Annotated in this window: 15 protein-coding genes and 1 tRNA gene; 2 read left to right on the top strand and 14 right to left on the bottom strand. The window is 74.6% G+C overall.

Features of this window, described 5'->3' with window-relative positions:
* Nucleotides 1–41: 41 nt before the first annotated feature.
* Nucleotides 42–725 (bottom strand): hypothetical protein, encoded by a 684-nt coding sequence (locus ABZ725_RS34105; protein ID WP_358806342.1) that lies wholly within the window; start codon nucleotides 723–725, stop codon nucleotides 42–44.
* A 47-nt stretch (nucleotides 726–772) separates the two neighbouring features.
* On the opposite strand from ABZ725_RS34105, the gene ABZ725_RS34100 reads away from it, so the two are divergent.
* Nucleotides 773–961 (top strand): DUF5703 family protein, encoded by a 189-nt coding sequence (locus tag ABZ725_RS34100; RefSeq protein WP_014671721.1) that lies wholly within the window; start codon nucleotides 773–775, stop codon nucleotides 959–961.
* A 75-nt stretch (nucleotides 962–1,036) separates the two neighbouring features.
* On the opposite strand, the gene ABZ725_RS34095 is transcribed toward ABZ725_RS34100, so the two are convergent.
* The 3 genes from ABZ725_RS34095 to ABZ725_RS34085 form a co-directional block, all read right to left on the bottom strand.
* On the bottom strand, nucleotides 1,037–1,915 hold the full coding sequence (locus tag ABZ725_RS34095) for a chaplin (protein WP_358806341.1): 879 nt from the start codon (nucleotides 1,913–1,915) through the stop codon (nucleotides 1,037–1,039).
* Nucleotides 1,916–2,026: 111 nt separating this feature from the next.
* Nucleotides 2,027–2,260 carry a chaplin ChpH gene (gene chpH, locus ABZ725_RS34090; RefSeq protein ID WP_351919830.1) on the bottom strand — a complete coding sequence of 78 codons (234 nt, stop codon included), beginning with the start codon at nucleotides 2,258–2,260 and terminating at the stop codon, nucleotides 2,027–2,029.
* Between the two features lie 129 nt (nucleotides 2,261–2,389).
* Nucleotides 2,390–3,718, bottom strand: a complete 1,329-nt coding sequence (locus ABZ725_RS34085; protein ID WP_358806340.1) for a M20/M25/M40 family metallo-hydrolase — start codon at nucleotides 3,716–3,718, stop codon at nucleotides 2,390–2,392.
* Between the two features lie 204 nt (nucleotides 3,719–3,922).
* On the opposite strand from ABZ725_RS34085, the gene ABZ725_RS34080 reads away from it, so the two are divergent.
* Nucleotides 3,923–4,007, top strand: a tRNA-Leu gene (locus tag ABZ725_RS34080).
* A 101-nt stretch (nucleotides 4,008–4,108) separates the two neighbouring features.
* On the opposite strand, the gene ABZ725_RS34075 is transcribed toward ABZ725_RS34080, so the two are convergent.
* The 10 genes from ABZ725_RS34075 to ABZ725_RS34030 form a co-directional block, all read right to left on the bottom strand.
* Nucleotides 4,109–5,023: a TIGR03619 family F420-dependent LLM class oxidoreductase gene (locus tag ABZ725_RS34075; RefSeq protein WP_358806339.1), complete on the bottom strand. Its 915-nt coding sequence runs from the start codon at nucleotides 5,021–5,023 to the stop codon at nucleotides 4,109–4,111.
* Between the two features lie 40 nt (nucleotides 5,024–5,063).
* Nucleotides 5,064–8,048 (bottom strand): BTAD domain-containing putative transcriptional regulator, encoded by a 2,985-nt coding sequence (locus ABZ725_RS34070; RefSeq protein WP_358806421.1) that lies wholly within the window; start codon nucleotides 8,046–8,048, stop codon nucleotides 5,064–5,066.
* Between the two features lie 61 nt (nucleotides 8,049–8,109).
* Nucleotides 8,110–8,946: an alpha/beta hydrolase gene (locus ABZ725_RS34065; RefSeq protein WP_358806338.1), complete on the bottom strand. Its 837-nt coding sequence runs from the start codon at nucleotides 8,944–8,946 to the stop codon at nucleotides 8,110–8,112.
* 28 nt (nucleotides 8,947–8,974) lie between these two features.
* Complete coding sequence (locus ABZ725_RS34060) at nucleotides 8,975–12,025, bottom strand: BTAD domain-containing putative transcriptional regulator (RefSeq protein ID WP_358806337.1); 3,051 nt, start codon at nucleotides 12,023–12,025, stop codon at nucleotides 8,975–8,977.
* Nucleotides 12,026–12,111: 86 nt separating this feature from the next.
* The gene (locus ABZ725_RS34055; protein ID WP_358806336.1) at nucleotides 12,112–13,407 is read right to left on the bottom strand and encodes a glycosyltransferase; all 1,296 of its coding nucleotides are present in this window, start codon (nucleotides 13,405–13,407) and stop codon (nucleotides 12,112–12,114) included.
* A 97-nt stretch (nucleotides 13,408–13,504) separates the two neighbouring features.
* The gene (locus tag ABZ725_RS34050) at nucleotides 13,505–15,589 is read right to left on the bottom strand and encodes a hypothetical protein (RefSeq protein WP_358806335.1); all 2,085 of its coding nucleotides are present in this window, start codon (nucleotides 15,587–15,589) and stop codon (nucleotides 13,505–13,507) included.
* Nucleotides 15,586–16,680 (bottom strand): hypothetical protein, encoded by a 1,095-nt coding sequence (locus ABZ725_RS34045; RefSeq protein WP_351919842.1) that lies wholly within the window; start codon nucleotides 16,678–16,680, stop codon nucleotides 15,586–15,588. Before ABZ725_RS34045 ends, ABZ725_RS34050 begins: the two co-directional genes overlap by 4 nt.
* Nucleotides 16,677–17,759 (bottom strand): hypothetical protein, encoded by a 1,083-nt coding sequence (locus ABZ725_RS34040; protein ID WP_358806334.1) that lies wholly within the window; start codon nucleotides 17,757–17,759, stop codon nucleotides 16,677–16,679. Before ABZ725_RS34040 ends, ABZ725_RS34045 begins: the two co-directional genes overlap by 4 nt.
* A complete protein-coding gene (locus ABZ725_RS34035; RefSeq protein WP_358806333.1) occupies nucleotides 17,753–20,407 on the bottom strand; it encodes a hypothetical protein in 2,655 nt (884 codons plus the stop codon). The genes ABZ725_RS34040 and ABZ725_RS34035 overlap by 7 nt, the downstream gene beginning before the upstream one ends.
* Nucleotides 20,404–24,159 carry a tubulin-like doman-containing protein gene (locus ABZ725_RS34030; RefSeq protein ID WP_358806332.1) on the bottom strand — a complete coding sequence of 1,252 codons (3,756 nt, stop codon included), beginning with the start codon at nucleotides 24,157–24,159 and terminating at the stop codon, nucleotides 20,404–20,406. Before ABZ725_RS34030 ends, ABZ725_RS34035 begins: the two co-directional genes overlap by 4 nt.
* Between the last annotated feature and the right edge of the window lie 57 nt (nucleotides 24,160–24,216).

The following is a 24,216-nucleotide window of genomic DNA, read 5'->3' as shown; positions in this document are numbered from 1 at the left end:
GGAAGCCGCCCGCCACCGCCTACCGGGCCACCGGCGGGCGGCTAACGGTCGGCGTCCAGTGGCTCCAGTTCCTCGTCCTCGATGTCGTCCACCAGGTCCTCGTCGCCGTCATCGCCGTCGTCGTCGAGCTCGTCGAAGACCGAGCTCACGTCGAAGCGGCAGACCACGCGCCCCGGGTCGACCTGGTCGAACGGCGTCTCCAGCCACTCGCCCGGTTCGGCCGGCTCCTCGGCGGCCAGCACCCACAGGGTGGAGTCGCCCTCCTCCAGGCCGAACTCCTTGTGCCGGGAGGCGATCTCGTCCGCCTCGAACTCGCCGAACAGGATGCCCAGCGCACCGTGCACGGTGCCCGCGACCTCGCCCGCTCCTTCGTCGTCCGCCGCCTCCACCCGCTGGGCCTGCGCCATCAGCCGCTGCGGCTCCGCGACGGCGTAGTCGCGGCGGATCAGCACGCTCAGCGCGTTCGGCTCCTCGGGGCCCTCGTACGGCGGCAGGGAGTCCTCCGCGCCGGGGATCTCGAAGGGCGTGACCTCGTCGTAGCGGTCGTAGAGCAGTTCGTCGTAGACCTCGGCGGCCGCGGCCAGCTCGTTGAACGCCTCGTATACGGTCGGGTCGTCCTCTCCCGTCCTGCGTTCGACCGCCGCCAGGTGGCGGTCGAGCGCGGTCTTGACCGCCTCGGCGGCGGCTCGTACCTCGGCAGCGGTGGGCTGCGCAGCATCAGACATAGTGCAGACGCTATCCGTACCGGGCCCCAGCCCGCACAATAGATGCGATGCCGGAATACGAATTTGTCGACGTCTACGTACCGCGCGGGGTCTCCCGCAAGGAAGCGACACGACTGCTGACCGATCATGCCGAGTACGGACACTGGGAGTTGGACCGCCTGAGTCTGCTGCGTGACGGCAGCCGCAGGGTGCGGTTGCGCCGGCGCATCATCCGCCAGGTGCGTGCCACGTGGTGAGATGAGACGAAGAGAAGAACGGAGCGGGCCCCGCCGAGGCGGGGCCCGCTCCGTCGTGTGCGGCGCCTGGTGGAGTTACGCGGAGGCGCGCGCCTTGCGGTAGATCAGCGCGCCCGCGAGCAGCGCACCCGCGCCGGCCGGCAGGGCGAAGCCGATCGGCAGTTCGCTTCCGGTCTGCGCGAGCTGCGCGGCGTGGGCCGGGGACCCGTTGACGGAGGAGGCGCCGGCCGGCGTCACATGATCCGGGGTGGACGGCACGCCCTCGGGTCCGGACGGGCTGGACGGGTTGGACTGGCCGTGCTCGCCCGGCTTGCCGGGGCCCTCGTTCCCGGGCTCGCCCGGCGTCTCGTGGCCGTGGGACGGCGGCGTGTGCACGCCGGGACCGCTGTCGTTCGCGCAGTCGTTGCCCATCGACGGGTTGAGGATCCCGACGACGTCGACGCTGTTGCCGCACACGTTCACCGGCACGTCGACGGGGACCTGGACGTGGTTGCCGGAGCCGACGCCGGGCGATCCGCCGGTGTGCCCGCCCGCGTGCGCGCCCCCGGAGCCCCCGTGTGCCCCGGAGCCGCCCTGACCGCCGCCCTGACCGCCGCCGTGGTGACCGCCGTGGTTGCCGCCCTGACCGCCGCCGTGGTTGCCGCCGTGGTTGCCGGCATGGCCGCCACCGCCGCCCTTGTGGTCGCCGTATCCGCCCGACGACGTCCCGCCCCCCTTGTTGGCGCAGGAGTTGCCGAAGCTCGGGTTGAGCGCCCCGACGACGTCGAGGGTGTTGCCGCAGACGTTCACGGGGACGTTGACCGGCGCCTGCACCGAGTTGCCCGACAGGACGCCGGGTGAGTCGGTGGCGGAGCCGTTCGCGGCGGAGTCGGCGTGGGCGTAGCCGCCGGCGGCGGCGATCACCCCCGTTGCCGCCGCCACGGTCATGAGGCTTTTGCGGGTGACCTGTCGCATTGCTGAATCCCTGCTCTCAAATCTCTTCCGGGAAAAAGACCGGTCGGCCCCGGAGCGCATGGCGTGCGCTCCGGGGCCGACGGCGAAAGACGACCCCTCAGCGGGTCGACGTCACTTGTTGATGCAGGTGTTGCCGAAGGCGGGGTTCAGCAGCCCGATCACCGAGATCGTGTTGCCGCAGACGTTCACCGGGATGTTCACGGGAACCTGAATCACGTTGCCGGACGCGACACCCGGGGAGTGCACCGCGGCACCCTGGGCACCGGCGTCGGCGACGGCCAGGCCCGCACCCGCGAGAACCAGCCCACCAGTGGCAGCCGCAGCAGCGACGACCTTCTTGATCATTATTCCTCCTTGTTGGCAAAGCGATCCCAAGCAGCGGATCGCATCACCAGTAACGAGGCGGAATTAGTTGGGCTACGCGCTTATCGGCGCATTCACTCTTCCCAGTCACGCCCGTACAGGCGGCCGATTTCAGGACGCGTCGATGAAGCGGTCGAGCACGCGCACCCCGAACTGGAGCCCGTCCACCGGGACCCGCTCGTCGACGCCGTGGAACATCCCGGCGAAGTCCAGCTCCGGCGGCAGCTTCAGCGGGGCGAAGCCGAAGCCGCGGATGCCGAGGTCGTCGAAGGACTTGGCGTCGGTGCCGCCGGAGAGCATGTAGGGGATGGCCTTCGCGGTCGGGTCCTCGGCGAGCAGCGCGGACTGCATCGCCTCGACCAGCGCCCCGTCGAAGGACGTCTCCAGCGCCTTGTCGGAGTGCACGTCCTCGCGGCGCACCTTCGGGCCGAGGATCCGGTCGAGGTCGGCGAGGAACTCCTCCTCGTGCCCGGGCAGGAACCGTCCGTCGACGTGTGCCGTGGCCTCGCCCGGGATGACGTTGACCTTGTAGCCGGCGCCCAGCTGGGTCGGGTTGGCGGTGTTGCTGAGCGTCGCGCCGATCAGCTTGGCGATGCCGCCGAGCCGGGCCAGCGTCGACTGCATGTCCTCGGGGTCCAGCTCGATGCCGAGGGCGTCGCCGAGCTCGTCGAGGAAGGCGCGGGTCGTCTTGGTCACCCGCACCGGGAAGGTGTGCCGGCCGAGCCGCGCGACGGCCTCGGACAGCTCGGTGATCGCGTTGTCCCGGTGGATCATCGAGCCGTGCCCGGCGGTGCCTGCGACGGTCAGCTTCATCCAGTGCATGCCCTTCTCGGCCGCCTGGATGAGGTAGAGCCGCCGCTCCTCGCTCACGGTGAACGAGAACCCGCCGACCTCGCTGATCGCCTCGGTGACGCCCTCGAACAGATCGGGGTGGTGGTCGACGAGGTGCCGGGCGCCGTACAGGCCGCCGGCCTCCTCGTCGGCGAGGAACGCGAGGACGATGTCGCGCGGCGGCTTGCGCCCGGAGCGCAGCCGGTCGCGGACGACGGCCAGCGTCATCGCGTCCATGTCCTTCATGTCGACCGCGCCGCGGCCCCACACGCAGCCGTCCGCGACCTCGCCGGAGAAGGGGTGGTGGGTCCAGTCGACCGCGTTGGCCGGTACGACGTCGAGGTGGCCGTGGATGAGCAGCGCGGGCCTGGACGGGTCCTCGCCCTCGATGCGGGCCACGGTGGAGGCGCGGCCCGGGTGCGACTCGAAGATCTTCGACTCCAGCCCGACCTCGTCGAGCTTCTCGGCGACCCACTCGGCCGCCTTGCGCTCGCCCGGTCCCGAGTGGTCGCCATAGTTGCTGGTGTCGATCCGGATCAGCTCGCGGCAGAGGTCCACGACCTCGTCCTCGCCGGTGACGCCCCTGGCCGTGTCGTCCGTCGCGCTCACTGAAGGTTCCTCCCGCTGTCACTGCTGGTGGGTCTCGCTCATCCTCCCTCTCCCCCGGGCCGAGGCCCAAGACCGGTGCCCGCCCGTCACACGCAGTTAACGCGGAGCGCGCTCCGCGGACGGCCACCCGTGATCGGGCACTCCGGAAAGCCTGGTAATGTTTACGACGTCGCCGCGGGGGAAACCCCGCACGACACACACCCTGTCCGGGTGGCGGAATGGCAGACGCGCTAGCTTGAGGTGCTAGTGCCCTTTATCGGGCGTGGGGGTTCAAGTCCCCCCTCGGACACTGGATCGTAGATCCGAATGCATCCGCTTGTGCGGGTCGAGCTGAGGCTCGGCCCGCACAAGCTTTTTTGCGTCGCCAGAGACCGTTGTCAGGGCCGCATGTCAGGGCCGCAGCCTCTTGATCATCGCTTCGGCCAGGTCGAGCAGTTCGGCGGTCGTGGTCGTCGTCTGCTGGAGGTCGATCAGCACCTCGTCCGTGCCCGCTTCGGCCGTGCTGAGGAGGTAGTCGGTGATCTGGGCGACCGTTCCCCGGTTCGGGACCTCCTCCGGCGGGGCCTCGTCGGCGGTCACCGTCGGGTTGACCCGCAGGACCATGCGCAGCCCTGACGCGTCGCGGCCGGCGGCCTCGGCGGCCTGCCGGACGGTGTTCCACATCGCGGTCAGGTAGGGGACCGGCAGCCCCACCGCGAGCCAGCCGTCGGCGCGGCGGCCGATCCGTTCCAGGGCGGCGGGGGAGAAACCGCCCAGGAGGAGCGGCGGGCGCGGACTCTGCACCGGCTTGGGACCGATGTGCGAGGCCGGGATCGTCCAGCGTTCGCCGTCGTGCCGGACGCTCTCGTCGGTCCAGACGGCCTCCGCCACGTCGAGCCACTCCTCCAGGCGGCCCCCGCGGTTCTCCCACGGCACGTCGACGGCCCTGTACTCGTCGCGCAGCCAGCCGAGTCCGATGCCCACGTCCAGTCGCCCGTGGCTGATCACGTCGAGCGTGGTGAGGGTCCGGGCGAGGAGGACCGGAGCGTGCCACAGGGCGTTGAGGGTGCTGGTGCCGAGCCGGACGCCGCGGGTCGCGCCGGCGGCCAGGGTGAGGACGGTCAGCGGATCGAGGAAGGTGCGGTACTCCTCGGGCATGGTCCCGTCCCCGCCGGGATACGGGTCGCTCGGCTCGTGCGGGGTGAGGATGCGGTCGGCAGCCCACAGGCTGTCGAAGCCGAGCCCCTCGGCGGCCTGGGCCACCTCCACGATCGCCTCGGGCGTCGCGAACAAGCCGTACTGCGGTACGGCGATGCCTATGCGCATCTCGGAAACTCCTTGCAGTGGGAAGGGCGGAACGGGTGGATCAGACCTCGGCCGCCGCGGACACGGCCGCGATCCGCGGTGCGGGAACCTCGTCGCCGAGGGCGGCCAGCCTCGTGCGGATCTCCCGGGCCGCCGTCGGGTCGGTCCGGGCCAGGAACCGCAGCGCGCGCTCCCAGACCGTCCGGGCCGCTCCGGAGTCGCCGGTGGCGAGGTAGGTGTCGCCGAGCCGGCACAGCGTCCCGGCCTCGCTGAACGTGTCGCCGACCTCGCGGTAGAGGCGTAGCGCGCACTGGTACGCGGCGAGTGCCCGGGGGTGTTCGCCGAGGCGGTGGCGGGCGATGCCGAGGCTGTCCCAGGCGCCGGCCTCGGCGTACCGGGTGCCGTCGAGTCCGGCGAGGCCGGTCAGGGACTCCTCGAAGTAGGCGGCGGCCCTGCGGTGTTCGCCCCGCGACAGGTGGGTCCGGCCGAGGGCGTGCAGCGCGCTGGTCTGCGCGACCCCCTCGTCGAGGGCCCGGTAGAGGTCGAGCGCCCGGCCGGCCGCGTCGAGGGCTCCGTCGTGGTCGCCGAGCCGGTCGAGCAGCCAGCCGTGGCTGCGGTGGGCGTGGGCGAGGCCGAGCCGGTCGCCGAGTTCGGCGAACAGGTCGAGGGAGTGCCGGACATGGGTCCGGGCCTCGTCGTGGCGCTCCAGGCGGGCCGAGGCGCGGGCCAGGCCGCGGTGCAGATGGGCCTGTGCGGTGCGGTGGCCGTCACGGACGGCCGCCTCCAGACCGGCGCACTGGAGTGCGGCGGAGTCGTGCCAGTGGCCCTGCCGGTCCATGAACCGCTCCAGGGCCCAGGCCAGGCCCCAGACATGGGCGTGGTCCCCGCGCGCCGTCGCCCGCTCGGCGACGGCGCGCAGCACCTGCGACTCGGCCGTGTACCAGCGCAGCGCCTGCGCGTCGTCGGCGAAGGACTCGGGACGCGCCCCGGGGGCGGCCGCGGGCAGCGGATCGAGCCGCCAGAAGGGCGAGTAGACGTGGCCGGCGGCGTGCGCGGAGTGCAGGTAGTGGTCGAGGAGACGGCGCACGACGGCTTCCCGCTCGTCCGCGCCGTCCTGCTCGACGGCGCGTTCGGTCGCGTAGGTGCGCAGCAGGTCGTGGCAGACGTACCGGCCGGGTGCGTGCTCGGTGAGCAGATGGGACCGGGTGAGCTCGGCCAGCAGCCGGCGGACCTCGTCCGGGTCGTCGCCGGTGGCGGCCGCCGCGGCCGGCAGCGTGGCGTCCGGGCCCGGGTGCAGGGACAGCAGGCGCAGCAGCCGTGCCGCGCCGGGGCTCAGCGCCCGGTACGACCAGGAGAACACCGCCCGTACGTCGCCGGCCGGGTCCGCGTCGGTGAACGCGTCGAGGCTGCCGTGGGTCGTGCGCAGTTCGTCGGCGATCGCAGCGAGCGTGAAGTCCGGGTGGGCGGCGGCCCGGGTGGCGACGACGGCCAGGGCCAGCGGGAGCCCGGCGCACCGGGCGACGATCTCGTCGACGGCGCCCGGTTCGGCCTGGACGCGGTCGGCGCCGAGGCGGCGGGTCAGGGACTCGCGGGCCTCGGCGTCCGGCAGCCGGTCCAGGGTCAGGGGGCGGGCGGCCTCGGCGGTGACCAGGCCGAGGAGGCGGTCGCGGCTGGTGACGACGACCAGGCAGCCGGGGCTGCCCGGGAGCAGCGGGCGCACCTGTTCGGCGTCCCGGGCGTTGTCGAGCACGATCAGCACCCGGCGCCCGGCCAGCAGACTGCGGTAGAGCCCGGTCTGGGCGTCCGGCTCGGCCGGTATGCGCTGCGGGGGCACTCCGAGGGCCTCGATGAACCCGCGCAGGGCCTGCCCCGGATCCGTCACGGCGCCGCTCGGGTCGAAGCCGCGCAGGTTCAGGAACAGCTGTCCGTCGGGGAAGCGGTGGGCGATCCGGTGCGCCCAGCGCACCGCCAGCGTGGTCTTGCCGATTCCGCCCATCCCGCTGATCACGGCGATCCGCATCCCCGGCGTCTCGGTCGTCGACGTCTGTGCCACCCGGGCGAGTTCGGCCCGTCGGCCCGCGAAGGCGGGCAGGTCGGCGGGGAGTTGGGCGGGACGTACGAAGGGATCGGGGGGTTCGGTCGCCGCGGCCGCCGTGCGCCGGCGCGACGGCTGCGTCGTCCCCGGCCCGTCGGGCACCACGAACAGCCGGGCGCCCGCGGTGCGACCCCGCGGGGACGGCTCGACGGGCTTCGGCCGCCCGGACGTCGTGGGGGCGGGCGTGCCCTCACGCAGGACGTCCCGTTGCGCGGCGCGCAGTTCGGCGCCGGGCTCGACGCCCAGTTCGGCCACGAGCCCGGCTCGTATCCGCTGCCAGGTGTCGAGCGCCTCGGCCCGCTGCCCGGTGGCCGCCAGGACGCGCACGAGGCGGGCCTGGAGCTGTTCGTCGAGCGGATGTTCGGCGGCGGCGCGGTGCAGGGCGGCGAGCAGGCGTCCGGCCGAACCCGCCGCCAGCAGCACGTCGGCTGCCTCCTTCAGCACCGCGAGGTGCTCGCGCTCCAGCGCGTTGAAGGCGGGGTGGGACCGCGCCTCCACCGGGACGCCGGTGGCGACCGCCCCGGTGCGCAGGCTCAGTGCCTCGACGTAGAGCGGCACGGCGGATTCGGCCGAGCCCTCCGGGCCGCCGCGCGCCCGCTCGGCCTCCCTCGCCCGCTGCGTCAACTCCCGGAAACGCAGTACGTCCAGGGTCTCGGGCGACGCGTTCAGCCGGTAGCCGCCCGCGTCCCTGACGAGCCACCTGCCGGGGGCCCGCAGCGGCAGCCCCGGCTCCAGCAGCCGGCGCAGCACTCCGATGTGCCGGTACACGGCGTTCGTGGGCGAGCCCGGCGGCGCCTCTCCCCAGAGTGCCTGCTGCATCTCCTCCATGGGCACGGGCCGCCCCGCGTGCGCCATCAGCAGGGCCAGCAGGAGGCGTTGCTGGGCCGCCCCCAGCCGTATCTCCCCGTCGCCCTGCCAGACCTGCACCGGCCCCATGACCGCGAACCGCATCGTCACCGTTGTCCCTGTATGCCCTGTGTGTACGTCGTCCCCGTGTGCCGCCCGCCTTCGCTCAGGCGGTCGGCAGCCCGTCGATCCAGCCCAGTACCAGCGCGTTGAACTCGGCCGGCCGCTCCTGGAACAGCCAGTGGCCGACCCCTTCGAGCACCACGGACGCGCTGTGCGGGTGCCGGGTGAGGGCCTCCTCCCAGTCCCCGTCGATCCCCTTGGCCTTGAGGGAGTCGGCGGCCGAGAGCGACAGCACCGGGCAGGTGCGGCGCGACAGGTACGCCTCGACGCCCGGTCGCACGGTCAGCGGGGTGGCCGCCTCGTCGAACAGGCCGTGGAAGACGTCCCGTACGGTCATCGGGTCCATGGCCAGGACCCGCCTGCGGTGCTGGACCCGCAGGGCCTCCGCCTCGGGTCCGGCCTCGGCGGTGTTCTCCAGTCCGCCGAGGACCGCCGCGGCGGTCCCGACGGGGTCCGGGACCCGGAAGGCGGCGGCGAGCTGCGGCGCGAACTCCGCCTCGAATCCGTACGCGGGGTCCACCGCGACCACGGCCCGCACGAGGGACGGATACTCGACCGCGAGGACCGAGGCGACGAGCGCGCCCAGCGAGTGCCCCACGACGACCACCGGCCCGGCGTCGACGCCGTCCAGCAGCTCCGCCAGGTCGGACGCGAAGTCGCGGGGGCGCTGTCCGCCCGTCAGCCCGGAGGACCGGCCGTGGCCGCGCAGGTCCGGCGCGATCACCCGGTGCCTCGCGGAGAACGCCCCGATCTGCGCCGACCAGTCGTGCGAGTCACAGGTCGCGCCGTGCACGAGCAGCACCGTCTCGCCCGCGCGGTCCGCGGCGGGCCCCTCGTCGGTGTGGAACAGCCGGTTGCCGTTGATCATGTTGTACGTCACTGAAAAGTGCTCCTTGCTCCTCGGCGGCTCATGGACTCTCCTGGCCGCTCGGAGGTGGCGGGAGCGTAGGCAGGGCGCAGTGGACGAAGTGTGCCTGGCTTGTGAACGGGGCTGTGACCAGGGCGGCAGACGGGGGCGGGGGCTGATGGCGCTCGATCTTCCGCCGCACCTCGGCCGCCGCGACGGGATCGAAGTCCTGGAAGGCGTCGCGGGCGCGCTGCCAGGCGCCGAGCGCGTCCCCGGGCCGGCCGGCCGCGAGCCGGGCGTCGCCGAGCCGGTCGAGTACGCAGGCCTCGTTGTAGAGGTCGCCGACCTCCCGGAACAGGGCGAGTGCGCGCTGGTAACAGGTCACCGACCGCTGGTGCCGGCCGAGTTGGCCGTGGACGTGGCCGAGGGCGTCCCAGGTGTATCCCTCGGCGAGACGGATGCCGAGTTCCTGGAACAGGGCGAGAGCGCGGTGCGCGAGGGTGAGCGCGCGTCGGCCGTCGCCCAGGCAGGCCTGTCCCCAGGCCGTCGCGACGAGGACGTCGGCCTGTCCCCTGCGCAGGCCCGACGCCTCGTACAGGCCGAGGGCGGGCGCGAGTTCGTCGAGGGCTTCGGCGTGCCGGCCCTGGCGGGTCCGCAGGGCCCACAGGGCGAGATGGGACTGGGCCCGCTGGTTGACGTCCCGGGCCGAGTCGTCGAGCGAGGCCCGCAGATGGTCGAGGGCCTCGTCCTCGAGCCGCAGCATCATGCAGGCGCGGCCGAGCGCGCGGTGGGTCTGGGCGAGGGCGACGGGGTCGTCGAGGCGCCGGGCGGCCGCCAGGGCGGTGCGTTGCAGGGCGAGGTACTCCGGCCAGTGGCAGCAGCGTTCGTGGAAGCGCTCCAGGGTCCAGGCGAACTGCCAGACATGGGCGTCGAGTCCGTGGTCCACGGCCAGTCGGAGGGCGCCGAGGAGGACCGGCCGCTCGGAGGTGAGCCAGGCCAGGGCGGCGCTCTCGTCGGCGAGCGGCTGCGGTCGTACGGACGGCAGGGCCGGCTCGGCGGGCGCGACGGGGGTGATCACGGACGTCGGGGCGTCGAAGAGGAGCGCGGCGGCGTGGGCGGTATGCAGACAGTGGTCGAGCAGCCGGCGGACGGCGGCTCGTCGTTCGCCCGCGCTCTCGGTGGCGTGGACGAGCTCGGTGGCGTACGCGCGCAGCAGGTCGTGGCAGGCGTACCGGCCGGGCGAGCGCTCGGCGAGCAGATGGGCGTCGGCGAGTTCGGCGAGCAGGACCCGCGCCCCGGCGACCGGCTCGCCCGCGAGGGCGGCCGCCGTGGGCACGGTGAACTCGGGCCCGGGATGCAGTCCGAGCAGCCGGAAGAGCCGGGCCGCGGCGACCCCGAGCGCCTCGTAGGACCACGAGAACACCGCCTCCACGTCGGTCGCGGGGTCGGAGTCGCGGAACGCCTCCAGGCCGCCGTGCGCGGCCCGCAGCTGCTCGGCCAGGGTCTCCAGCGCGAAGGCGGGAAAGGTGGCGGCGCGGGCGGCGACCATGGCCAGGGCGAGGGGCAGCCCCGCGGTGAGCGAGACGATCTCGCGCACCGCCCGGGGCTCGGCGGACACCCGGGCGGCGCCGAGCCGCAGGGCCAGCGCCGAACGGGCCTCGGCCGGTGTGAGCACGTCCAGGGTGAGCGGACGGGCGCCGTCGGCGGAGACCAGGCCGGTGAGCCGGTCGCGGCTGGTGACGAGCACCGGGCAGCCGGGCGCGCCGGGAAGCAGCGGCCGGACCTGAGCGGCGTCCCGGGCGTTGTCGAGCAGCACCAGCAGTCTGCGGCCCGCCAGCAGAGCGCGGTACAGGGCGGCCTGGGCGTCGAGCCCGTCGGGTATGCGCGCGGCCGGTACGCCGAGGGCGTCCAGGAAGCCCCGTAGGGCGGTCTGTGGGCTCAGGGGCGGTGCGGTCGGGTCGAAGCCGCGCAGGTTGACGTACAGCTGTCCGTCGGGAAACCGGTCGGCCACCTCGTGGGCCAGGCGTACGGCGAGAGCGGTCTTGCCCACGCCGGCGGGTCCGCCGACGACGCCGATCACGCCGACGGGTGCGGTGGCGGGTGCGGGTGCGGGTGCGCCGGGGTCGGCGAGCAGGGCGCGCAGCCGCTCCAGTTCGGCGTTCCGGCCGGCGAAGACCGGGATGCCGGGCGGGAGTTGGGCGGGCGGGAAGGGCAGGGCGGCCGTACCGGCCGGGGCGGCGGGCCGGTACGGGGGAACGGCGTCGGGCTCCGTGTCGCCCTGCGCTCCCTGGGCCTGCGCTCCCTGGGCCTGCGGTTCCGGGGCGGCCGCCCGACGGCCGGCGGCGATCAGCTCGGGCCCGGGGTCGACGCTCAGCTCGTCGGTGAGCCGGGCGGCCGTGGCTCGGAACACCTCCAGCGCCCGGGCCCGGCGGCCGGTCGCCGTGAGGGCGCGGACGAGCAGGGCCTGAAGTCCCTCGTCGAGCGGGTGCCGAGCCGCGCTCCCGGACAGCGCGGGCAGGACGCGGTCCGCCCGGCCACAGCCGAGCGCCGCGTCGGCCGCCTCGCGCACGACGGCGTCGTACTCGCGGTCCAGTTCCCTGAAGACGGGATGCGGGGGAGCCTGGGCCGGGCAGCCGGCGGCCGGGCCGCGGCGCAGCGCGAGCGCGTCCGCGAGCACCTCGACGGCCTGCTCCGGATCACCGCGCCGCAGTGACTCCCTTGCGGTGTGCACCAGTTGACGGAGGATCAGCAGGTCCACGGAGTCGGGCGGCGCGAGCAGCCGGTAGCCGCCTGCACCGCGCAACAGCAGGCTGCCTTCGGCCCGGTTGGGCAGTCCGGGCTCCAACAGCCGTCGGAGTTCCCCGACATGACGGTGCACCATGTTCACCGCGCGAGCCGGGGGCGGGTCCGCCCACAGCGCCTCGACGATCTCCGGCAGCGGAACCGGGGAACCGGCCCTGGCCAGCAGCAGCGCCAGAAGCGTACGGCGCAGCGGCGGGCCCGGATCCACCTCCGCCCCGCCCCGCCAGACCCGCACTTCCCCGAGGACCGTGAACCTCAACGGCATCGGCGACATGAACCCCTCCGCACCCGTCAGCCAGCGGGGGCTCATGCTAGGCAGCGGCGGGGCCGGCTCTCACGGGGCAGGACATTCCGGGCGCGGCGCGACAACGCCTACCCCCAGCCCTACGCCTACGCCTACGCCCATTCGACCACCTCGGCGATGGCCGCGAGCGCGTCATGGCGCTCGAACTCCCCCTGCAACTCGGCCGCCCGCCTGCGGTGTCCAGGCTCGGCCAGCACGGTCCGCACGGCGTCCCGCACGGCTTCGGGCGACGGCCGGCCGGTCCGCAGATCGCGCCCGGCCCCGCTCCACTCGACCCGGGCCGCCACCTCCGGCTTGTCCTCCCCGTCCCCGCCGACGACGAGCGGTACCCCGTGCCGCAGGGCCTCGTGCACACCGCCGTACCCGCCGTTGGTGACCAGCACCGAGGCATACGGCAGGAGCGCGTCCAGGGGGACGTATCCGCCGATGCGGGCGTTCGCCGGCACGGGCCCCGCCGCACGGATCTCGGCGGGCCCGTCCGCGCGTCCCGTGGCGGCGACGACGAGGACGTCCTCACCGGCCAGCGCGTCGACCGCGGGCCGCACCAGCCGCCCGAGGTCGCGGTTGTCGAACGACCCCTGGGTGACGACGACGACCGGCCGGCGCGCCGACTCCACTTCCCCCCACCAGTCCGGGAGCGGCTGCGGCCGAGGCGGCGTGGCGGGCAGCGGTCCGACGAACCGGAACGAGCGCGGCAGGTCGGCGCGCGGATACTCGAAGCCCGGGACGGTCAGCTGGAGGTAGTGGTCCGGCGCGGTGACCAACGTGTCGAGGAAGAAGCCCGGCAGCTCGACGCCGCTCTCTCCGAAGTTCTCCTCGATATGCCGCTGGGTGTCGGCGAAGACCTCCCTGACCTGGTCGTTCATCTCTCGGTGCCGCTTCTTCGCGTCCTCCCCCACCAGCGGCGGCAGCCCGAACCCGATGGGGGGCGCGTCCTCGCTGAGCAGGGTCGGCAGGGTGATGCCGAGGCTGACGGTGACCGGCCGATGCCCGGGCGCGGCGGACAGGGAGAGCGCCGTGGCCCCCCAGAAGTACGGGTCGCCGATCACGACGGACGCCGGGAACCGGCGGGCCAGCAGGGTCGTGAGCGCGCGGTACTGGGCGGCGGTCGGGTCGCCGAAGATGTGCTTCAGGTCGTACGACAGCTGCGCCGGGCCCGGCGGGAGAGCGGCGCGCTCGGGGAAGTACAGGTCCAGCTTGCGGTCGTCGAAGTCCGCCTCGGGCGGCAACGCCACATGAAGGGCGCCGACGGCCCGTACGTCCTCGGCGAACCGGCCCCCGGTCAGCACGACGACCTCGTGCCCGCGCCGCACCAGGTCGGCGGTCACGGTGAGGACCGGCTGGACATGGCCGTGGAACGGTGCTGCGGCGGCGATGACGAGTGTCACGGACGAGACTCCCTGTGTCGGGTGGACGATGCCACGCCGAGCGTAGGAACCCGGTGTGCAGAAGAAGTGGACCCCTCGGACACCCTCTCAGACCCGCTCAGACCGGCCGCTCGGGGCCGAGGACCCACAGATCGTGGCGCTCGTACAGCCGTCGCACGGCCACCCGCAGCGCGGTGTTGGGCAGGTCGGGCACTCCGGCGGGCCACTCCCGGACCAGGATGTCCTCCAGGAGCTGGCGGTCGACGAACTCCTCCGACGCCGCCAGGTGGGCGAGGAAGTTCTCCAGCGCGGGCAGATGCCGTGGGGCCCTGGGCGCCACCAGCCAGTGCAGCAGCCAGGCGGCCACGTGAAGGGCCCGGGCCTCCAGATGGATCTCGACGTCGGGGTCGGCGTCCCTGGGCCGGGACCGCAGCAGCAGCCGCTCGTACAGCAGGCCCCGGCACAGCTCGCCCATCTCCTCGTCGGTGTACTCGCGCTCCGCGAGGGTGCCGAGGACGAGGTTCTGGGCCTGACAGTTCAGTCGCTCGGCCAGGATGTGGACGAGGTCGGTCACCGACGCCTCGTTCAGGAGCCGGTACCTCAGTGAGTTGCGCAGGTCACCGGCGTGCGGGCCGTGCGGATGGCACAGCGCTCTGACGAGTTCGTCACGGCCCCGTTGCTCCATCGGTGGCCCCGGCTTGCGGCGCTTGCGGATCCTCGGCTGCGAGACGGCGTGCAGGAAGGGGGTGTCCGCGGCCTCCCGCAGGATCGCGTCGCGCTCGTGCGGCGGGCGTCGCAGCGCCTCCTGACGGTACGGATCCGCGATGCCCAGGACAGGCGGGCGTTCGGGCCTGGGCGGGACCTCCGGGAGCTGCGGGGCGGTCGTCGGCATGGCGGGCGCGGGCGGCACCGGTGCGGCCTCGGCCGCCGTCGGTCCGACGTCGGCCGAGGGCGGGGCGACCGAAGGCAGGGCCGCAGCGGGCCCGGCGACCGAGGGCAGGGCGATCGGGGGCAGGGCCGCAGAGGGCACGGCGGGCCAGTCGTCCGTGCGCGGATCGGGTCTCGGGGCCGGTTCGGGGTCATGCGGGCCGCCGTTCTCCCGGTGGGGGGAGTCGAGCCTGGTCTCCGGTTCGGGCCGGGGGGCAGCGGGTTCAACAGGTGCGGCAAATGGAGCAGGTGCGGCGGGTGGAGCAGGTGCAATGGCGGGGGCAACCGCCTGCGGGGCCGGTGGGCGGGGGTGGAGGCGGGGGTGGCGGAGTCGGCCCGTCAGGGCGCCGTCGATGACGTCGTAGCGGTCCTCCTCCGGGAGGGACGCCGCGTCGGGGACGCGTTGCAGGGGGCGTCGGTACTCGTCCTGGGAGCGGGTGGTGAGCCAGTTGCGGTAGTGGGTGACCAGCATGTCCGCGAGGTCGACCGCGCGGTCCCGGCCGGGGTCGGTGAGCTTGATGCGGCGCAGGTCGTTGTCCTGGGTGTGGGAGCGGCGCCAGTCCGGGACGAAGACCACGCGGTGCGGATGGGCGTCCGAGGTGTCGTAGGTGGCGTACGTCCAGCCGTCGTTGCCCAGCCAGTTGCCGAAGATGTCGCACAGGGCCCACAGGGCCGACAGCGCGGGGTCGGGGGGCGCTTCGTCGGTGTCGGCGCGCTCGCCGCGGGCGGCTTCGGCGGCCGACTCCAGTTCGCCGACGAGGGCCGACACACGACCGGCCGGGGTCCGTAGGAGCTCGGCGACCAGACGGACCAGCGGTTCCTGGATGAACAGGACGCCGTCCTTCAGGGGGCCCTGCCGCTTGTCCGCCAGCTCCTGGACGGCCTTGAGGTCCATGCGCGGGATCGTGCCCCGGGCCTCGTCGAGCCAGCCGTCCTCCTTCCACGGCCCGGAGCCGAGGGCCAGGCAGAGGCGGGCCGTCAGGGTGGCGGCCGGCGCCATGAGGGCGTGGCACACGGTGTTGTCGCGGCTGATGCCGTCCGTGTCCGGCATCCTGCGCAGCAGGACCGCCCGGTCGCCGTGGATCAGCCGCACCACGCTGGTGCGCCCGCCGCCGCCCTTCACCCGCAGCACCGAGCCGCGCTGTTCCACGAGGTCGCGTGCGGTGCGTTCGTCGCAGGAGTAGGCGACCGCGGTGATGCCGGCGCCGCGCGTGGCGCCCCGGTTGCCCGCCCACCGGAACACCATCTGGTCGACCACGCCGATCCCGTCGCTCACATCCCCACCTCGGCGGGACCGTCGGCGCCGGTGTCGGCGATCATGCCGCACATCGAGAGCACGGAGACCAGCGGTTCGAGGACCCGGCGCGGACGGACCCCGTGCACGAAGCGGTCGTCGCGGTACTGGCTGCCGGTCGCGGAGGCGAAGTGCAGGGTGCAGCGCAGCACGGTGTCGAACGGCCGGACCCAGGCGGGTCCCGCGTAGTGCCGCAGGAACGCGTAGGCGTCGCAGCTCTCGGCGCGGAAGCCGGCGGCGGAGACCTGGGGCATGGCCGGTCGGGACAGCCAGCGGTCGACCGGCGGTTCGAAGCGCAGCAGATCGCACTTGTTGATCACCACGGCCGCGGCGACCCCGAGATACGTGCCGTTGCGGGGCAGCCGGTCCAGGACGGTCTGGAAGGCCGGGTCGCCGCCGCGGGTGTAGCGGAACGCGCCGCGCAGGGGGTCGAGTTGGGCGTGCGGCAGGGCGCGCAGCGGATCGACGACGAAGATCAGCGCGTCCACGCCGAGCATGAAGCGCAGCAGGGCGTCGGTGCGCCGCAGGTCCTCGCCGCTGAGGTCGAAGAAGGCGAGCGGACGGGTTCTGCCGTCGGCGCCGGTGAGCAGCAGGGCCTCCTCGAAGGTGGCGGAGGTCTCCAGCTGCGGGGTGTGCTCCAGCATCCGGCCCGAGCGCAGCACGTCGACCTGTTCCTCCATGAACTCGCGGTGGTCCTGCGGGTTCACGGACTGCCAGGTGATGCCGTAGGGCTCCAGGCCGCCGTCGGTGATCTCGCCGATCATCTGGGTGAGGAGGTGGGTCTTGCCGGTCGCGGAGTCGCCGACCATGGCGACGGTGAGCGGGCTGCCGTTGGTGAGGTAGGGGACGGGGATGTAGTGCGGGGTGACGCCGTCGGTGTTGCGGCAGCGCTGGTAGGCGGAGCGCAGGGTGTCGGCCCGGCGCAGCGGGCTGGTCTGGCCGCTCAGGTCGAGGGTCTGGTACTGCTGGCGCTCGTCGCGGACGAACAGATGGCGGTCGTCGTAGGAGACGACCTCCAGGCAGTAGGGGCAGAGCATGTCGGGGCCGGTCGCGCCGGCGGTGAACGGGCTCATCGGTAGCCACCCCTCTCGGTGCCGGCGGTCTCGGGATCGTGGACGGTGCTGCCGCCGTAGAGCCAGGTGCTCGTCGCCTCGCCGGTGTCGGCGGGCGGCCGGGGTTCGCCGTACCAGGGCTGCGCCGGGGGCGGTGCGGACGGCGGTGGTGGGAGCGGGGCGCGGCGCAGGGAGGAGCGTTTGCGGCGCATCGCGGCGTCGAAGTCGCGCCGGTAGGGGTCGAGCGGGTCGGGCTGGGCGGCGGCGGGGAAGTCGGCTCCGGCGCCGGGCATGAGGAGTTGCAGCAGCGTTCCGGGCAGCGGCCGGTCGGTGGCGCGGGGCGCGAAGACCGGGGCGAGGGTCTGGGCGAGGGAGGGGTGTGCGGGGAGGTCGGCGGAGGGGCCGTCGGGATGTCCGGGGCGTCCGGTGACCAGTTGGTGCATGATCTGCCCCACGCTCCACAGGGCGTCGCGGGCGTCGGTCAGGCCCTCGCCGTGCCGCTGTTCGGGGGCGGCGTAGGGCGGGATGCCGTACGGCCTGCGGGGGCGGCCGAGGTGGGTGACGGAGCCGAGGTCCCAGAGCTGGATGCCGTGGTCGTCCCAGCGCACGGCGGCCGGGACGAGGCCCTGGTGGACCAGTCCCACGGCCTCCATGAGCCGTACGGCGAGGACGAGATCGCGCTCGATGACGCGCTGCTGGCTGGTGGAGACGCCCTGGGCGAGGGCGGCGACCGAGCGGCCGCGGGGGGCCGCGTAGACGATGAAGGGTTCGGCGGCGTTGATGTCGTAGCCGATCGGTACCGGGAAGAGGCCGCTGTAGCGGGTTCCGGAGTAGGCGCGGTGCACGGTCAGGACGGCTGCGGTCTCCGCCTCGATGGCGGTCTGCGCCGTCTCGTTGCCCGACTCGGCCTCGGGCAGCCGCACCTGGAGGCCGGCCCGGTCGTCCTCGAACTGCACTCGGCGGCCGACGGCGGGCGGGCGGACCAGGCGCGGCAGGTCGGGTCCGAAGCGGGCCTTGACCCGCAGCGGGGCGCCCTGCGGGGAGATCATGCTCAGCTCCTCGAACTCGCCGCCGGCTCGGGCGTTGTCGTCGTTCACCATGAGGCTCCCCCACTGTCGCCGTGCGACATCCGGCTGTCCGCCTTGTCGTCGTCCGCGGCCCGCACACGGATCCGTACCGTCTCGACCGCCCCCGGGCGCAGGGCGGTCAGTCTGATCGCGCCGACGAAGCGACCGGACGACATCCAGACGGCGTCGTCGGGCGCGGGCGCCGGGGCGGTGCCCAGCGCGGTGCGTACCGCCCGCGGTGCGAAGCGGATGAGGTGCATGGCCGTCGGGTCCCGGCTGAGCAGCGGCAGTTGGGCCGTCGAGCACAGTGAGCGCAGCCGGTCGGCGGCCTCGGGGGTCAGCGCGTCCCGCAGGGGCCGCAGGCCGCTGCCGAGCAGGGCCATGGCGTCGCCGCGGCGGCGGCCGTGCCGGGCGAAGGGGGGCACGGCCATCACCCCGCAGCGTTCGAGGTGGCGGCGGGCGGTGCCGAATCCGTCGCGGACGGCCTCCGCGAGGGTGTCGGCGGGCCGGTGCGCGGTCGAGGCCGGTCCGGCGGCGCCCCAGAACCGGCGGAGGGCGTCGACGGTGGCGTCCGCGAGGTCGGCCACCAGCGTCGACAGCAGTTCGGGGCCGCCGTCGGCGGTGGTGTGCACCAGCCAGCGCGGTGCGTCGGGGGACGTGGGACAGTCGTCGGCGTCGGCTTCCGGCGGCTGGTGCGAGGGCGGTGGCATGTCGAAGGCGGGGTGTCTGCGCCGGGGCACGTCGTCCCAGGGGCCTTGGTCGGCGGGGCGCTCGCTCCAGGGGTCCTCGGACCAGTCCTCGTCCGACCAGGTGTCGGCGGGCCAGCCGTCGCCGGTCCGGCCCGCGTGGGCGGGGCCGTCCTGGGGCGGATACGCGTCGGCGGCCGACTGTCCGGGGACGGTCGGGGGGTGCGCGGTCCGGCTGCCGTGCGCTTCGGCGGCGCTGCGGCGCAGGACGACCGCGAGGGCGCGGGCGGAGTCGGCGCACCGGGTGCGTTCGTCGGCGGCCCACCACTGGCGGCGCATCGCGTCGGCCAGGACGGCGTCGACACCGTGCAGGCCCTGGTGCAGCACGGCGAGGCCGGTGCCCTCGCACCATTCGTCCACGGCCCGCACCCAGTCGGAGCAGACCATCAGCAGACAGGCCGAGGCGGCCACCGCCGCGCCGATCGCCCCGATCCACAGGGGCGGTTCCAGCAGCCGCCCGAGGAGGAACCCGCCGGCGGCGCCGAGAACGACCGCCAGTGCGCGGGGTCCGGCGGCGTGGCGGATCGGGCCGCGCACGGCCGGGGCGGGGCGGCGGCCGGCGGCCAGCGCGCCGCCCGCCAGCAGCACCAGGACCGGTGCCACGGCCAGCAGGATGCCCGGCCAACGGCCCAGCCCGGCCAGGGCGATGAGCGCCATGAGACCGGCGAGCCGCCCGAGTCCGGCGGAGGCGAAGCCGAAGGGGTGGGAGACGCTGACCCGGCCGGGCAGCTCGGTCGGGCAGCGCCGGTCGAGGCGGGCGGCCAGGCCGGCGGCCGGCACCGTGGCGACCTGTTCGGACAGCGAGGTGAGCCGGCCGGCCACCGTGTGCAGGGCCAGGCCCCGGGAGAGCAGGCCGACGGCGAACGCGCCGAGTTCCTCCTCGGCGGCCCGCTCGGGCCGCGCCGTGGAGCGCGCGCCGGCCGGCGGGGTGACCCCCAGCCGGTCGAGCAGGGCCGCGGACTCGGCGGGCGGGATGCCGGGCGCCCCGCTCTCGCGCAGGACGCGGGCGACGACGTCGCGGTAGCAGCGCAGGCCGCGGGAGGCGTCCTCGACGGCCCGGGGCAGGGCCTGCGCGGCGGCCTTGCCGGTGAGCAGCGCGAGCGGCCGGGCGAGGTCCGACCAGGCCGTGTCGGCGGCGTCCATGGCCCGGACGCAGGCGTCGCGTTCCGCGGCGACCGGCCCGTCGGGGCGCAGCATCCGCTCCACGGGGGCGGCGGCGCCGTCCGGCAGCAGGTCGGCGAGGGCCCTGGGCAGGTCCTCGGGTGCGGGGGCGGCCTCGACGGCGGTGGCCTGTGCGGCCGGATCGCCGGCGAACCGGGCCAGGGCCGCGTGCCAGGCCCGGTCGCGGGCCTCGGCGGGCAGGTCGTAGGCGAGGACGTGGGCGGAGAGCGCGGCGGTGGCGGAGGGGCAGCGCAGGGCTTTGTCCAGCACCTCGTCGAACAGCTCGGGCGGGCGCAGCAGTTCCACCAGCAGGGCGACGGCCGCCTCGCTCTCGGCGGTCCGGCGTGCGACGGGGCGTCGGTCCGGCTCCTGCACTCGGCAGCTCGGGTCGGAGACCCACAGGACGGCGGCGCCGGCCGTGCCGAGCACGGTGGGCAGCCGCAGTCGGCGGCCCGCCCCGGGCGTATCGGTCGCGCCGCCCGGTTCGGCCGCGGCGGGGGGCACGTCGCCGACTGCGACGCACAGCACCTGCGGCGCCGACGGGGCCGGGTAGCCCATGACGCGTTCGTAGGCGGCCGTGTGGGCGGTCAGGCCGACGGCGGTGTCCAGGATCAGCAGGCGCAGCGGTCCGGGCCCGCCGAGGCCGGCCCGGGCGAGCTGTTCCTGCACGGTCCGCTGGGCGGCGGCCGGGTCGGCGGGCCGGCCCGGCGGCGGCCGCAGGTCGAGTACGCAGACGCCGTCGGCGTCGCCGTCGCCGGGCCTCACGTCGGTCACCGCGGGTCTCCCTTCCAGGGATCGTGCTCGCCCGCGTCGTTCCATTCGTCCTGGCCGTCGCTGTCGGCGATCCCCCAGGGCGTCGAGGGGTCGGCGCCGGGCCAGGGCGGGTCGGCGGGGGCGCGGTCCGGGTAGGGCGGGTAGCCGACGGGCTGCTCGGAGACGGGGACCGTACGGCCCGCAGTGGGCACCTGCGTCGGCCCGAGGGGGCCGCCGTGCCGCTCCTGGCGGGCGGCTTCGGGGCCGGGCCAGGGCGGCGGGGCTCCCTCGGCCGGGGCGCCGGGCGCGGCGCCGGGGCGGTGCGGGGCGCCGCCCGGCAGCGGGCCCGGTTCCTGGGCTGCCGGGCCCGCCGCCGCGGCGGGCCACCAGGGCGCGCCGTTCGTCGGCCCGTCCGCGGCCGCCGCCGCGGGCCGGCGGGACGGGTCGCCGTTCGCCGCGCCGGGCCAGGGGGGCGCGCCGCCCGGTGTCTCGGCGGGGACGGGGCGGTGCCACGGGTCCGGGGGCGTGGGCACGGGCCCGCCGCCGGGCGGCGGACCCGTGTGGTCGGGCGGGCCGGCGGCCGGCGACTCTCCGGGGCGTTCGCGCCGGGGCGGGGTCGGAGGCTGGGGCTGCGGGGCGCCGGGGGGTCCGCCGATCCGGGTCCACTCCTCCAGCGCGCGCAGCGTCGACTGGACGGCGCGCTCCTCGTTGGGGAACGCGAGGTCGAGGGCGCCGGGCAGCGACTGGGACCAGAACTCGCGCAGCGGGCGCAGCCATTCGGCGATCCGGCCGCCGTACATCCGCTCCCGCTCGGCCAGCAGCTGGAGTTGGCGCGGCGCGACTTCGTGGACCAGCTTGAGGTAGAGGGGCGACGGGCGGCTGCCGGAGGTGCCGAGATTGCTGGGGAGGGTGTTCATCAGGACCCGGCAGTAGTCCTCGACGATGGCGTCCTCCTCCAGCAGCGCCCAGCGCTCGTAGGCGCGCAGCAGGCTCGCCCAGCTGGACACGCCGTCGCGGTGGTCGTCGAGCCGGAGGGTGAGGCCGGGGGCCTCGGGGCCCATCTCGTCGTGCAGCCGCAGGGTGACGCGCTGCGGGGACGCGGGATCGCCCTGGATGTCGACGCGGCCGTTCCAGATGACGCACAGCAGCCGCTGGAGGATGTGCCGGCGGTCGTCGGGGGTGCAGGCCAGCCAGTCGTCCTGGTAGCCGAGCCGTTGGCGCCAGCGCAGGACGTCGTCGTCGCGGCGGTCCTCCTGGGCGCGGGCCCACTGCCGCATGACCTCGCGGGCGCCGGGCACCTCGGTGAGGCTCATCTCGCTGCGGAACAGCACGACCGTGATCGAGTCCGTGTCCACGGGCCGGAAGACGATGCTGCGGCGGCCCTTGGGCAGATGGAGGGCCTTCTCCAGGTAGTCCTCCACCGCGGTCCGGCCGCCGAGGGCGCTGGGGTAGGTGATGAGGATCTTCAGGGGGCCGTTGCCCTCGGGGGTGAAGCCGGCCGGGAGCAGGCCGGCCAGTTTGTAGGTGAACTGCTCCAGCGCGGGCTTGCTGACGCTGCGCGCGGCCTGGCCGTCGCCCACGGCCGCGGACAGGAGCGTGCCCATGCTGGGCAGCAGGGGCTGGGCCCGCTGCTGGGCGCCGGGCTCGGCGAACAGCTGCTCGACCCGCTTCTGCAGGACGGTCTTGACCTCCGAGACGGCGGCGGCCGGGTTGCGGCGGCCGGCGGTGAAGGCGGCCTCCCAGCGGTCGGCCGAGACCAGATTGGTCAGCAGGTCGGCCTCGTCGCCGCCGCGGCCGACCTGGGCGCTCTCCACGAGGCGGTCGATCAGGTCCTCGTAGAAGTCGCGCAGGCTGTTCTGCGGGGGCAGCAGATAGGAGACGCCGGCCCGGTCGCCGTACAGCTCCTTCAGACCGGCGGCCCAGGCCCGCGGTTCCTCCTCCAGGTGTTTGCCGAAGGCCTCGGCGAGCTGGCCGATGTCGTGCCGGAGGTCCTCCGCCGAGCGGCGCCAGCGCGGTTCCTGTTCGTCCCAGGCGCGGTGCCAGATGTCCTTGGCCCGCCACTCGTACCAGCGGTCCTGCTCGTCGAGGGCGGCGCGGACCTCCTCGTCGCCCCAGCGGGCCCGCGACAGGCCGCCGGCCCGGCGGTGGATGCGGGGCACGGACGGCGGCTGCACCTCGACGCCGGGCGGACAGGCCGGTTCCTGACGGCGGTTCTCCAGCATCCCGAGGAAGCCGAGGCCGACGGCGCCGGTCTGGCCGGGCACGCCCTTGACGACCGCCTCCAGGCTCAACAGGTCGACCTTGCGCAGCAGTTGCTCGGCGGCCACCCGCGGCACGAAGGCGTCCGCCAGCGCGGGCGCCTGCCGCTTGAGGCGGGTCTCCAGGTCGCCGAGGAGCCGCTGCATCTCCTCCAGCCGGTCGCGCAGCGCCTGCTGGATCTCCGAGGTCCCCTTGGGCACCGGGTCCGGGTCGGGCACGGGCAGCGCCTCCCGCCGCCACACGGGCGCGATGCCGGCGGCGGTGAACATCTCCTGCACCAGGGCGCGGACGTCCAGGGTGGTGTGGGACGCGGTGTCGGTGAGCCGGCGGACGGCCAGGGCGAGCATCCGGGCCGCGACCAGTTCGGCGAGTTCGTCGAGCGGGGAGGTCATGGCGGCGACCAGGCTGGTGGAGATGCCCCGGTGGCCGATGCCGGTGGCGGAGCGGGTGCGGCGGTCCACCTCGGCGTTGATGAAGTTGGAGGAGAACGTCTGGTCGTCGTGGTCGGTACCTCTGGCCGAGTCGCCCAGGTCGGTGCCGATCAGCGACATCACCAGGGAGACCATGGAACGGCGCAGGTCGTCGGGGCGGATGCCCGCGGTGGGGCTGAACAGGAACGCCGTCGGGACGGTGCCGGTGCGCAGCCGCACCGGGTGCATCTGCGGGTAGCGCATGGCCGTCGGGTCGGGTCGGCCGGTGTCCCCCAGGTTGGCCTTGGGGTCCGGCACGTTCTGCTCGTCCACCAGCCGGGACAGGTCCACCACGGCCCGGGCGGCGTTGAGTTCGGCCCGGCGGCCGCCGCCCTTGCCCGGCGGGAACGCCTTGGGCATGACGACCAGCGGGTACACCCGGGCGGACAGCCGCTTCTCCTTGAAGACCTGCCCGATCAGATACAGGTAGTCCAGGAAGATGCCGGCGCCGGTGCCGCCCGCCACGGAGAACGCGACGAAGACGTCGCAGCCGTTGAGGGGTCCGCCGCCCAGCTCGCTGAGTTCGCCGCCGGACAGGCCGATCGCGTCGATCGCCCGGCGCAGCGGGTCGAGCACCGGCGCCGGGCCGTCGCGCAGGGTGGCGAACAGCGCGGCGCGGCCCACCGTGGGCAGCTGTCCCGCGCCGCTGCGCAGCGGGGTGACCTTGGGTTCGTCGTCCACCGGCGGCAGCCAGCCGGCCACCTCGGTGCGGAGCACGGCCCGGAGCATCTGGGTGACCTCGGGCGAGCTGTCGAACTCGGCGGGCAGCAGGTCGTGGGTGGCGCGCGCGGTGCGGGAGTAGGCCTGCCGCACCGCCGGGTCGGCGCTGAGGTGGGGCAGTTTGGCGAGTTCGGCCTCGCTGTAGTCGGCGTACACGAACTGGACGCAGTCGGGCAGTTGGTGCGGGAGCCGGCGGCCGTCGCCGGTGAGGGCGGTGCCGTCGGGCCCGCACAGTTCGGCGCGCAGACGGCGTTCGAGCTCGGCCCCTACCAGGCCGCCCGTGCCGCCCAGGCCGACGAACAGCATCGGCTGGAAAATCTTCATCGGTGCGATCCCCTCTGCCCGGGCGGCGGCTTGCGGCCCGGCAGCGTGTCCGTGTGG

The organism is Streptomyces sp. NPDC006872, assembly GCF_040635845.1.
Classification (GTDB): Bacteria; Actinomycetota; Actinomycetes; order Streptomycetales; family Streptomycetaceae; genus Streptomyces.
The sequence above is the reverse complement of the archived record's forward strand: the minus strand, read 5'-3'. Positions and strand labels throughout refer to the sequence as shown.